Here is a 13,015-nt window from a genome sequence, read left to right on the forward strand (position 1 = left end):
AATACAAATATTATGAGTACCTACGAAAACAACAATCTCCGCTCCTATTGGCGGCTTTTGAGCAAAACCACCGCTTTTGGCAACGGAACCTGGTTATCCCGCCTGCTAAGATGGTTCCAGACCGCCGCGAAACTGATAACCCTGGTATTAAAAGACGCAGGGATAGAACTGATCTTCCTCCTGATCTTCTGGTATATCATTACCGTTATGGGCCAGGGCCGCGACCTTATTGTAAGCCTCTTTGAGCCCGACAGCATCTATTCCATCGACCGCATTTACTGGACCATACTCAGCGCTATCAGCTTTTCCGTTTCCATGTGGATCATACCGGCCTTTTTGTTCCAGCAGCGGGACAGGGCCAATGCCGGGAGGCGCTTTTATAAATCCATATTCAAACGCCACCTCTTTTTTATTCACCGTGTATTACCGTTGATCCCTTTCTGGCTCCTGGCATTCGTGTTGTTCAACGAAAAATATATCGGCTTTCTTTTCATCGGCCTGTCGGTGATCCAGCTGATGCTGATGTTCCTGTTCCATGAAAAGGTAAAAGAGGAAAACCGGCGATGGTATGCAGTTGCTGTATTGATTTTGTTGGCGGCGGCTATTACCTGGTTCACCCTCATTTATAAAATTCAATACAGCGAAGCGAAGATAGCGCTGGCGGTGATCTTTTACCTGCTTGCGTTTCTCATGCATTATGTTTATTTGTTGGTAGACAGCCGGCTGCAGCGGGAACATCAAAGGGGGGACCATCCCCAGGTGAGTGCCTTCCGCAGGTATAGCATTAACAGCTGGGTGTATGTTTCCCTGCTGGTACTGCATGTGTTTATCGTTTTAATGATATTCAATGCCCACAGCTGGTTCGAGATCGCACCGGAATCGATGCTGTTGTATCTTTTTTCGCTGGATATATTTATTATCGACCTGGTGGTCTATTTTTTTAATGTCAGCGCCCGGAGGCGTTTTGTAGGGGCGGTATTGTTTGTGCTGGTCGTGGCAGTCTATGGCTTCAGCACATCCTTTAATCTCAACCTGCGCCACTATACGCTGGACGGGATCAAAGACACCTCCATCCTTAACCGGGCACAGCGCCTGACTTTTGAAGATAAATACAACGACCTGAAAAAAGAAATCATCGCGAATACCTCCGCAACACCCTATCCCATCATACTGGTCAGCGGAGAAGGCGGCGGCTCAAGGGCCGGCATGTGGTTCAGCGAAAACCTGATCAATTTTGATTATTATACCCGGGGTTCTTTCCGGAAGCACATCTTTTCCGTCTCCACCGTTTCAGGCAGCTCCGTGGGAGCCAGCACCGTCTATGCATTCTGGGACCTCACAGACGGCGGCGGCGTGGATGAGAAATGGCTGAGCCTGCCTTCAAAAGTCTATAACAACAACTTCGTTGGAAGCTCTATCAGCGGCCTGCTGCTGACCGATCTTTTGAAATTATTGCTTCCTTTCAGTACAAGTTTAACGGACCGCAACAACATCCTGCAGCAGGAAGAAGCGTTTTATACCCAGCGTGCATGCCTGGAAATTATGAAAGACACAGGCCTTGCCAGGAAAGTAAATATCCCCGACAGTGCAAGGATACTGAACAGGGACTTTATGAGTTTTTTCTATACAAGGGATAGCAGCGGGCTCGTCTTCAAAAAAGGCAGGCCGCTGGCATTTATTAATACCTGCCGCAGCAACGACGGCCGCAGGGGAATATTTTCTCCCGTAAAACTCGGCAATGATTACTTTAACGACGCCATCGACATAGCGGGTTACCTCTATGAAGATTCTGTGTGCGATTACACCGGCACCAGGTTGTGCTTCAGCATCAAAAAAACGATATCACTGGGCCAGGTATGCAATAGCAGTGAACTGTTCCCCTTGTTCAGCGCCCCCGCTTACATAGACAGCCTGGGCAGCTTCGTGGACGGCGGCTATCATGAAAACACCGGCCTGAAAACAACGCTCGACATATACCAGAAGTTAAAAGAAATGCTGCAAAAAGACAGCCTGCAAGGGAAATACAAGATCTATATCGTTTATCTTAAGAACGGCTCTTCAGAAAAGGAACTGTATAAACCACTTTCCTCAGAGATACCGATCGTACTTCCACTGAAAGCCTTTTCCAGCCAACCATTCCAGGGAAGCGCCTCGTATTTCGAGGAGAGGGCCAGGTATATTGACAGCAGGGATTCAACCGCCTTAAACTATATAGTGGTAAAACTGGACAATCAAATGGTGATAGACAATACAGAGCCGGCCTTTGCTGATGCGGATAGTATCAAGATCGAAAGGGAGATACTAAACGACCTGAGCACTGGTATGGACACTTCAAAAAGAGAAGCCACGCTTAGATTTCCGCTGGCCAGATGGCTTTCAAACTCCGTTATCCGCAGAATGAGAATGAATGCTTCATTGTTCCGGCCAGGCAACGAAAAATTGATGTCGTTACTGAATACGGTTAACGCGGTCAACAGGAATACTGAGCCTTCGCTGGATGTATTCAGGAACCTGAAGCCAAGTGCGGCGAGAACGCCGCGCAAAAGACCGGTGGCCAAAGAATGAGTATCCAAAGATCATGACTTCGGAATAGTGTTACCGGGGACGGTCGTCCCGGGGATAGATGACTGGTTTACAAGGACATCGCCTATGTTCACCGGGATCCCCGGGAGGGTCCGATATTGCCTGTCAGGAGGGCATTGGGTTATTTTTTAGCCTGTTAAAAGCAGAAATCCTAATTTTGCCGCTTAAATAAACAAAAGAGCACTCCGGTGGCAGCAGTGAAAGTATGATTTCTTATTTTTTGGATAAATCGGTCAATGAAATTGTATTACCTGAAAGGTTTACTTTCCCTTTCTATTACGAGCCTCATCCGCTGGCAAAGATTGCCGCGGCTGAGCTACAGCATTACCTGGAAACTCAAACCGAACTTGATCATAATTTCGGACTAAATGCCGGTGAGGAAGGAGCTGCCATCGGGAAAATGTTTGGCGTCCTGGTTGTACAGGATACCGGGAAGAGACTGGGATACCTATCCGCTTTTTCAGGAAAACTGGCAGGCTCCAATGATCATCCGAAATTTGTTCCGCCGGTTTTTGATATGCTGGCAGAGGACGGTTTTTTTCTCAAAGAGCTGGAAGTTATCAGCAGTATTAACGCCAGGGTAAAGGAAATAACCTCGGACGAATATTATCAACGCCTGAACCTTGACATCGAACGGCTATCAGCCGAATCCCTGCGGGAGATCTCAGCTTTAAAGGAACAATTAAAAAGTAATAAGGAAAACCGCAAGAAACTCCGGGAGAAGTTAAAGAACAGCCTGAGCCGGGAGGAATATGATATTGCCGAAGGGCAGCTGGTCAAACAGAGTTTGTGTGACAAACACCAGCTCAGGACGATTACAAACAAGTGGGAAAGCCTCCTGGGAGACATACGAACAAGATTGGCTCAATTTGAGGTTAATATCGAAGCATTAAAAAATGAACGAAAGGAAAGATCGGCTGCTTTGCAACAACAACTTTTCGATCAATATGTGTTTTTGAACAAAGATGGTAAAAACAAAAGCTTACAAGAGATCTTCAGCCTGACGCCTTTTGGTAAGCCGCCTTCGGCCGCAGGTGAATGTGCGATGCCCAAGTTGTTGCAATATGCGTTTAAGAGTGGCTACAAACCAATTGCGATGGCGGAGTTCTGGTGGGGGGCCGCACCAAAATCCGAGGTTAGAAAACATAAACACTTTTATCCCGCCTGCACAGGTAAGTGCAAGCCTATTTTGGCGCATATGCTTGAAGGCATGCCCGTTGATGAAAACCCGCTTTTACATGCCCCGAAAGAAACCGGCAAGCTGGAAATAGTGTATGAAGATGAAAGTTTTGTTGTAGTCAATAAGCCGGCCGGCTTACGCTCTGTACCGGGTGTTAATATACAGGATTCGGTCTATGCCAGGTTAAAACATATATTGGGAGATACTGAGCCCCTTATCATTCACCGGCTGGATATGGATACATCGGGACTTTTAGTGGTGGCTAAAACCAGGGAAGCCCACAAACAGATCCAACGGCAATTTTTGCAACGTACAGTAAGTAAACGTTATACCGCGCTGCTTTCAAAAGTGATCGACCAGTCAGAGGGTGAGATCGATCTTCCCCTGATTACAGATTTTTTAAACCGGCCAAGACAGCTGGTCTGCTTTGAATCCGGCAAAAAAAGCGTGACGAAGTGGAAAGTGATCCAGCGGTACGAATCCATGACCAGGGTTGATTTTTGGCCGCTTACGGGAAGAAGCCATCAATTGCGTATGCATTCCGCTCATGAGCTGGGGCTGAATGCGCCGATCGTCGGTGATGATCTATATGGTACAGCGTCTGAAAGAATGTACCTGCATGCGGCTTACCTCGAATTTACGCATCCCGGGAATAAGGAGAAGGTGAGCTTTGAAGCAGAATGTGGTTTTTAATCATAGAACAAATAATATTATCTGATTTTTTGTGCCTCTTAATTAACTATTAATCAACTCAGTAATAGAAAACTTTTCATTTATCCAAAAACCCCTTAACTTCTCCATAGAAAATCCAACGACGATTTAGCCCGGTGTTATATCCCTTTAATTTTCATTATATTTAATTATACAGGTAGAAAAACTTTATTAAGGTCCGCCAATACTCTCATTAAATTCGACGCTTATGAATTGCTATCTATCCAGGCAAGCATGGCTCATTGTTTTGTTTATTTTTCTGTGCCAGTCCGCCTTCTCCCAAAACTCCCGTACCATTACCGGAACTGTTGTTGACGCCACCACCGGCAAAGGATTGCAAGGCGTTTCCGTTTCCGTGAAAGGAGCCACTGCGGGCGCTATTACAGATGCCGGGGGTGCTTTCAAATTCACCACGGGGCACTCCTTACCACTTACACTGCAGTTCTCTTCCGTTGGCTACAAACCGGAAGAAGCCTCTGTTACGGATGCTTCCGTAAGTGTGAACATACAGCTCTCTTCCACGGAGATCCTGGGAAAAGAGGTGGTAGTATCTGCCAGCAGGGTGGCGGAAAGTATCCTGCAATCGCCCGTATCAATTGAAAAGCTGGACATCAGGGCCATTAAAGCAACGCCCGCTCCTTCTTTTTACGATGCCCTGGCCAACATGAAAGGGGTGGAAATGAGCACACAGAGCCTCACCTTCAAATCCGTTAACACCCGCGGTTTCAACAGCAACGGCAATACCCGCATGCTGCAGCTGATAGACGGTATGGATAACCAGGCCCCCGGCCTCAACTTCTCCGTAGGTAACATCGTGGGGATCACGGAACTGGATATGGATAATGTGGAAGTACTGCCCGGCGCAGCCTCTGCCCTATACGGGCCCAATGCCCTCAACGGTATTGTACTGCTGAACAGCAAAAGCCCCTTCCAGTACCAGGGCCTCAGCGCCAATATCAAAACCGGCCTGCTCAATGAATCAGGCAGAAGCAAAAGCAGTACGGGTTATTATGATGTATCTGTTCGTTATGCCAAAGCCTTCAACGATAAGTTTGCCTTTAAGGTCAACTTCAGTTATATAAAAGCCGATGACTGGCAGGCGTATGACAACCGTGACCAGAGCCTCCTGAACGGCAGCAGCCTTAAAAACACCGGCCATACCGCTAACCCCGGTTACAATGGCGTGAACACCTACGGAGATGAAACGAATGTGAACATGAAAGGGTCCCTGCGCTCTACGGCTATGACCACCGGTAATCCGCTCGGCAATGGTATTGCAGCGCTTTCTGCTGCCACCGGCGGGCTTATCAGCCGTGAGCAGATCTACAATGCCATCATGCCGGATTCCAACAATGCTTATGTATCCCGTACCGGCTACGACGAACGCAATCTCGCGGACTATGATACCAAGAACCTGAAAGCGAATGTGGCCCTCCACTATAAGTTCAACAGCAACCTGGAGTTATTAGGCCAGGGAAGTTACGGTACCGGCACCACCGTGTATACAGGCGCAGACCGTTACTCCATCAAGAATTTCAGGATGGGGCAATATAAGATAGAACTGCGTGCGGATAATTTCTACGTACGTGCCTATACCACACAGGAACGTTCCGGCGACTCCTATGCCATCGGTACTTTGGGCGCAGGGATCAACGAAGCATGGAAACCCAGCACTACCTGGTTCCAGCAATATTTCGGCACTTATGCAGGTGGCTCCTTACAAACCTTCAGTACAGCCTTCCAGCAGGCGTTGGGAGGCGGTCAGACTCCCGCACAAGCCTTTGCCACCGCTACAGCCGCCGCCCAGGGCGGCTCCTCCAACTTCCACAATGCCGCAAGGAACACAGCGGACCAGGGCCGTTTACTACCCGGTACTCCTGAGTTTGAAACAGCAGCACAAAAAGTAAAAGACAAACCTATTCCTGGTGACGCAACCGGCGTAGGCGCTAAGTTCAATGATAAGACCAACCTTTACCAGGGAGAGTTCATGTACAATTTCAAAAACCAGGTCTCCTTCATGGAACTGATGGTAGGTGGAAACATCAGGCAATATGATCTCAACTCTGATGGTACCATCTTCGCCAAAGATGATAACGGGGAAGAATTCAATATCCTGGAATACGGCGGTTACCTTCAGATCGGTAAAAGACTGCTGAACGATCAGCTGAAGCTCACCGGCGCATTGCGGTACGACAAGAATGAAAACTTCGAAGGCCAGTTCAGCCCCCGCCTTTCCGCAGTATTCACATTCCTGCAAACACATAATATCCGTGCATCTTATCAAACCGGTTTCCGCATCCCGACCACCCAGGATCAATACATAGATCTGCTCACACCACAGGCAAGGCTGATCGGCGGTTTGCCCTTCCTCCGCGAAAGGTACGGCCTCAACACAGGCCCGGTGTACACGCTGGAATCCGTACAGGCAGGCGCTCCGCAGCAATATACTTTCAAAGAGTTCAAGCCTGAAAAAATAGTAGCGTTTGAACTGGGATACAAAGCCCTCATCGCCAATAAACTGGTGATAGATGCTTACGTGTATACCAATACCTTTAAAAACTTCAACGGTGTGCAGATACTGGTACAACCGACCAGCCCCACCACACGGAATATATACTCCGTACCGGTGAATTTCGAAAAAGATATAAAATCCTGGGGATGGGCGCTGGGCCTGGATTACAACCTGCCGCTACAATTTGTTGCAGGGGGGAACGTATCTTATAACGAACTCAGTAATGAAGAAGACCTGGGTAGTTTCCAGGCCATGTATAACACTCCCAAAGTGCGCTACAATATCTATGTGGGCAACCGGAACATTGCACGGTCCTTCTTCAGCTTTAATGTTACATGGAGATGGCAGGATAAATTCACCTGGTCTTCTTCCTTCGTAGGGCCGGCTGTAAGAGCTGCGAACCTGGGAGAGATCCCTGCTTTCGGTACGCTGGATGCACAGATCAGCAAACTGTTCCCCAAACCTAAGGTGACTGTGAAAATAGGTGCTGCGAATCTTACGCAGAACACCTATATCCAGTCATGGGGTAACCCAACCGTGGGCGCGCAGTACTATGCTTCCATCGGTTACAATCTCTAGCTTTAATGGCGCTGCCGGTAAATTTGATAAAATGACAAAAGGCCGGCAAATGCGGCCTTTTTATTGAGTAACATAATCCTTCTTTGGTAAGGATTTCAACCGTGCCCAGAACAGGAATCGAACCTGCACTCCGTTGCCGAAACAAGATTTTGAGACGCAGTTTTTCCCTTCCCTGACTGAACCAGCAAATACATTAAAACTATTAATTTAGATTCATCAACCCCACAATAAAGTAAATCTATACCCCATGAAACAATTGTTGTTACTATTATTTATATCCTTCCCTTTCCCAATAATGGCACAAAGGACACCGACGAAAGATACAACTGCACGGATGCCTTCTGACACTACTCTCCAAAAGGCGCCTGATGCTCCACCGACCAAATATAAATCCACAAAAGACCCAACGAAGTCTTTTGGCATAGTCGTAGATCAAGACTTCTTCACTCCCCAGAATGAAGATAGAAACTATACGATGGGACTAAGTTTTAATTTCACAGCACCAATTACCGATAAGTGGTATTTTGGACTTCCGTGGCTTCGTAATCAAGTAGACTGGCTATTCGGACTGCGGGAATGGCACAAATATGATGGTATTTCCGTTTCTGGTTTGCAGTTATTTAATGGATCCTTTACTCCCCGGAATATTGAGTCCGAAGTACCCGTACGCGACGACCGGCCTTATGCAAGTATTACAGCTTTGTCAAGCAGCCGCCTGACATATTTTGGCGATAATCGTGATTTGACAAAACAGTATGCCATATCAAGCCGATTGGCTATTGGTATATTAGGAACAAGGATATCGGAGGTCTTTCAATCCTGGGTTCACCGGCAATTTTTCCCAAAAACACGTGCTGAACCTGTGGGATGGCCGACACAAATCTCCGACGGAGGTGAGCCAACTATATTGTATCAAATTCAATTCATTAAACCGATATTTAATGTGAGGCCTTACGACAGCAATTTAAAAGCAATCGAGGCCTCCTGGTTGTTAGAGGCAAACCTTGGATACTATACGAACATGGCCACGGGGATTAGTTTCCGCCTTGGTCGCTTCAGTATTCCGTATTGGCGAATGAACCACTCAAGCATGACTGTATCAAACCAAGCGGCAAAAGACCCCAAAACAGACAGAAAGTTCGAATTTAACTTCTTTACCCAGTTTAGGGGACGTGCAGTACTATATAACGCCTTGCTAACAGGTCAATTTAGAAAAAATGAGTATGAGTTATCTAGGGAACAGGTAAATCGCTTCATTGTGGAAGCTGAAGCAGGTTTGCTAGTAGGTTTTCAAAAATTCACTCTTGTATTTGAACCCTATATTCTACGAACATCAGAAATAGCTCTGCCGCTAGCCCGCAATCATTCCTGGGGGAGTGCGGCCATCACTTATTCCTGGTAAAATATTTCTCCATGAGTTATCAAATCTACATACAGGGCCAGAAATATTCTATACATGGCAAGAGTAAGCCTGTTAGAAACGACATGCCATCAACTTTAATCGTAAAATTTCGCGGTGGGTTATCGGATAGTGTCAAAGCATTTAACTTGATTAACGGAATATCAAAAATACGGCGTATATGGGGAAATGATCTTATATATCTATGCACATTTAAGCAGATGCCTTTAAGACAACTCAGCGATTTAGCAAAAGCATATCATGATTCCGGCGTGGCATCTTTTGCTGAACCACATATGATGACAACAATCCGGCGCGAATCTCCTTTCAACGATCCATTATATGCGAAACAATGGTACTTTGAGAATAACGGTCAAATGGGAGGCGTGCCTGGTGTAGACATCGGCATTGTCAAAGCCTTGCAATTCATTAAAGAGCAAAATATAGATGTAAACTATAGTATAAAACTAGCCGTACTGGACGAAGGGGTTGATATTAAGCATCCAGAATTCTCAGACAAAGGAATGTTCTATGGCAACTTCAGCATGTACGGTGACAGGAAAAACCCGCTCCCCTTGCTGGAGGATCATCATGGTACAAATGTGGCGGGCGTAATTGCGGCAGTACAGAAAAATCAACGCGGTATTGCCGGTATCAATCCTTTTGTCCAGATTATGATAGGACGGATATACTATACAGAAGGAGGGCCACATGTAGATCCACTACGGATAGCCGATGGCATTCGCATAGCTGTCGACAGAGGAGCGCAGGTTATCAATCTTAGCTGGAGGTTAAAAAATTTCTCTCCTGTAGTGGCTGATGCCATCCGTTATGGCTACGATAAAGGCATACTATTTTGCGCGGCTGCGGGAAACTACATGAGCAGGAATGGACTGAAAGAAGTAGCCTTTCCAGGAATGATGGACGAAGTAATTACTGTAGGTGCGTGCAATCACCGGGGGGAATGGACCAATTTATCGAATACGCCGGCGGATGCCCGCTTCGGCTCCTGCTATGGGCGCGAAATGGATATTCTTGCTCCGGGACTTTACATTCCAACTACTATGAATGACGGAGGCTACACATACAATTTTTTTGGAACAAGTGCCGCTACGGCAATTGTATCGGCGGTGGCCGCTTTGGTCTTGGCCGTGCGTCCGAGCCTGACAGCTATACAAGTGCGCGAAATACTGTTATCAACTTGTGATGAGGTATACGGCGATTCAACCATTCCATATTTTCACAGGGCAGGTTATGGACGCATCAATGCATTCAAAGCAGTCAAAAAAGCGTTATCATAATTTATAGCATCTGGTCTGTCTCTTGGATTTCAACAATTAGACAGCATTTACTATCCTATTGAAGAGAGATAGCAAAGCCAACCTGCTATACTTTTACAAATAATAGGAACCACGCTTTGCGCGATACCTTATTCTTAAAAGAGATTCCCTTGAACTTTTGTGCCTGCGTGTTTGGGGGACTTTGGATTAGTCAAAACCAACCCACCCCAATTTGTTAGTTTGCTTATTGGTATGGAGTAAGCTATTGTAACAAAAGCGCGACGGTATTCGGGGCTCAATGTCCCAAGTTCCAAGCCTAATCCAAGTTGGAAATCTAATACCTGCACACCAATAGTCGGTGCAAAGATACTTCTGGTAATGCCATCATTATTATTCTGAGAAAAAAGAACACCCAATGAAAAGCCTATATAATTTGTAAACCGAGTTTCCAAGTCTCCTTCATTTTCATCTTCTTCTTTAGTGGCGAAGGGTTTAATCGATGTCACTTTAATTTTACCGAAATTAAAAGAAATACCAGCGCCGGCTGAATTAAAATATTCTATACTTCCTACAGATTTATTGTCTGCAGGTTCTTCTTTGAACATATTAAACCGTATGGCTGGTAATGCAACATTCGAATTTAGCACCCACCCTCTATATTCAATGATGTGATCAGTTTCCTTTATTATTTTACCTTGGGAAAGAGAATTAAATACAAAAGTGACCATTGACAATATGGTCAGAAAAATGCATTTCATAGTGTTGGGATTTTTGTTGAGGTTATATAAGTGATTTACTGTCTTAGATATTATGAAGTTAATTATAAATAATCGAACAGTTGTGAGTGGTAGCCCAAATAACACGAGAATCAACGGGGCGTTTCCCTCTGCCGGAATATCAACCTTCACCAAAATAATTTAACTTCACTAAATTAAGTTCTTTAACACCTTTGCATCCGGATTTTTGTGCAAACTTTGTGCAAATACAAAAGGCCCGCTTTCGCGAGCCTTCATAAGAAATTGAAAATCACCGTGCCCAGAACAGGAATCGAACCTGCACTCCGTTGCCGAAACAAGATTTTGAGTCTAGCGCGTCTACCAATTCCGCCATCTGGGCAATCGCTTTCAGGCTAGGAAACCTGATCGCGGGATGCAAATGTAGATAATCTCTCCATAATCCGCAAACAATATTTTTGTTTCACATAGTACTCCTTCAGCAGCGTTACCTGCCCCAGGGAGGCCTTACCACGGGCATAAGCCTGGATGTCTTCGGACACCTCCAGGAACTGGCGCCCCATCAGCTCATGTACTTGTTTTTCAAACTGCGCCCGCTCTTCCGCCGAAGCCGCCATTTCCAGCTCCAGCAACCGCTCGGTCAGCGCCAGCATTTCCATTTTGAATAACTCGGGCAGCGGGAAATTCTCCCCGGGCTCCAGTATTCCTTTCAATTGATCCAGGTACTCCATCTTATTTTGCTAAAATGCAAATTTACAGTAATGTTGCAGCATTCAGTTGACATACCCAAAAACAATCATGGCATCACTACACATAGGGCTCATCAGGGAAGAGAAAATACCGCTGGACAACCGCGTTGCATTCACACCGCTGCAATGCCAATGGATCATGAACAATTACCCGGACGTGCAGATCACCGTGCAGCCCTCACCCCACCGCTGTTACAAAGACGCTGAGTATCTTGCCGCAGGCATCCCTCTCGCGGAGGACCTCTCCCATTGCAACATCCTGCTGGGCATCAAGGAAGTACCGGTGGACAAGCTCATCCCCCATAAAACATACCTCTTTTTCTCCCATACCAAAAAGCTCCAGCCGCAAAACCAGGCCATGCTGAAAGCTATCGTAGACAAAGGTATCACCCTCATAGACTACGAATGCCTCGTGCATACGGACGGCCAGCGTATCCTCGGCTTCGGCTTCTTCGCCGGAGTAGTGGGCGCGCACAACGGCCTGTTGGAATACGGCCGGCGCACCGGCTTGTTTGACTTCAAGCGCGTACACGAATGCCACGATTTCCAGGAGCTGATCACCCATTACTTTGGCGTAAAACTGCCGCCCGTAAAGATCGTCACCACCGGCTCCGGAAGGGTCACTGCCGGTATCCTCGAAGTAATGGGCCTGCTCGGCATCAAATACATCCCGCCGGAAGAATTCCTGATCAACAGCTACGAATACCCGGTATATACCCAGCTCAAAGCCGGCGAACTGTACCTCCGCCGGTCGGACAAGACTTACAGCCGCGAAGACTTTCACGCTCATCCCGAGCTGTACGACTGCAAGTTCCTCCCTTACGTCACCTGCAGCGACATCCTCATGAACGGTATTTACTGGGATAAAAAGATAGAACCGCTCTTCACCTGGGAAGACCTTGCCAAAGAGAACTTCCGCATCAAAGTGATAGCCGATATCACAGATGACCAGAACGGCTCCATCCCCTGCAACCTGGGCGACGCCACCATCGAGAACCCGGCATACGGCGTAAACCGCAGCACAAGGAAGCGCACAGCCCCCTACGAAGACGGCTCCGTGACCATGATGGCTGTAGGCAACCTCCCCAACGAACTACCCCGCGACGCATCACAGTTCTTCGGGGATCACCTCATGAAATATATCTTCGACGACCTGCTGAAAGGCAACAGCGAAATGATAGACAAAGCCACCATCACCCTGGGCGGGCAGCTTACAAAAAGATATGCCTATATGGAAGAGTATGCCAGGGGTGTGGTGAAAGAAACCGCCGTGAAATAAACCGGCACG

Annotated in this window: 8 protein-coding genes and 1 tRNA gene; 6 read left to right on the forward strand and 3 right to left on the reverse strand. The window is 46.9% G+C overall.

Going from position 1 to position 13,015, the window contains the following annotated elements:
* Positions 1 to 12 precede the first annotated feature (12 nt).
* From EG028_RS00410 to EG028_RS00430, 5 genes are all read left to right on the forward strand, one after another.
* On the forward strand, positions 13 to 2,565 hold the full coding sequence (locus tag EG028_RS00410) for an ABC-2 transporter permease (protein WP_120514079.1): 2,553 nt from the start codon (positions 13 to 15) through the stop codon (positions 2,563 to 2,565).
* A 223-nt stretch (positions 2,566 to 2,788) separates the two neighbouring features.
* A complete protein-coding gene (locus EG028_RS00415; RefSeq protein WP_120514080.1) occupies positions 2,789 to 4,456 on the forward strand; it encodes an RluA family pseudouridine synthase in 1,668 nt (555 codons plus the stop codon).
* Positions 4,457 to 4,682: 226 nt separating this feature from the next.
* Entirely contained in the window at positions 4,683 to 7,565 is a 2,883-nt protein-coding gene (locus tag EG028_RS00420) for a TonB-dependent receptor (protein WP_120514081.1), read from the forward strand.
* A gap of 247 nt (positions 7,566 to 7,812) precedes the next feature.
* Positions 7,813 to 8,967: a lipid A-modifier LpxR family protein gene (locus EG028_RS00425; RefSeq protein ID WP_120514082.1), complete on the forward strand. Its 1,155-nt coding sequence runs from the start codon at positions 7,813 to 7,815 to the stop codon at positions 8,965 to 8,967.
* An 11-nt stretch (positions 8,968 to 8,978) separates the two neighbouring features.
* On the forward strand, positions 8,979 to 10,265 hold the full coding sequence (locus EG028_RS00430) for a S8 family serine peptidase (protein ID WP_120514083.1): 1,287 nt from the start codon (positions 8,979 to 8,981) through the stop codon (positions 10,263 to 10,265).
* A 134-nt stretch (positions 10,266 to 10,399) separates the two neighbouring features.
* Here EG028_RS00430 and EG028_RS00435 read toward each other — a convergent pair whose 3' ends face one another.
* The 3 genes from EG028_RS00435 to EG028_RS00445 all read right to left on the reverse strand — a co-directional run bounded on the left by EG028_RS00435 (position 10,400) and on the right by EG028_RS00445 (position 11,709).
* Entirely contained in the window at positions 10,400 to 11,002 is a 603-nt protein-coding gene (locus tag EG028_RS00435; RefSeq protein WP_123864482.1) for a hypothetical protein, read from the reverse strand.
* Between the two features lie 274 nt (positions 11,003 to 11,276).
* A tRNA-Leu gene (locus EG028_RS00440) sits at positions 11,277 to 11,360 on the reverse strand.
* A 13-nt stretch (positions 11,361 to 11,373) separates the two neighbouring features.
* Positions 11,374 to 11,709, reverse strand: coding sequence for a hypothetical protein (locus tag EG028_RS00445; RefSeq protein WP_120514085.1), 336 nt, complete (start codon positions 11,707 to 11,709; stop codon positions 11,374 to 11,376).
* A gap of 67 nt (positions 11,710 to 11,776) precedes the next feature.
* Between EG028_RS00445 and EG028_RS00450 the strand changes: the two genes are divergently transcribed.
* Positions 11,777 to 13,006, forward strand: a complete 1,230-nt coding sequence (locus tag EG028_RS00450; protein ID WP_120514086.1) for an NAD(P)-dependent oxidoreductase — start codon at positions 11,777 to 11,779, stop codon at positions 13,004 to 13,006.
* Positions 13,007 to 13,015: the final 9 nt, after the last annotated feature.

Origin of the sequence: Chitinophaga barathri, from assembly GCF_003807585.1 — a bacterium.
In the GTDB taxonomy this organism is placed as follows: Bacteria; Bacteroidota; Bacteroidia; order Chitinophagales; family Chitinophagaceae; genus Chitinophaga; species Chitinophaga barathri.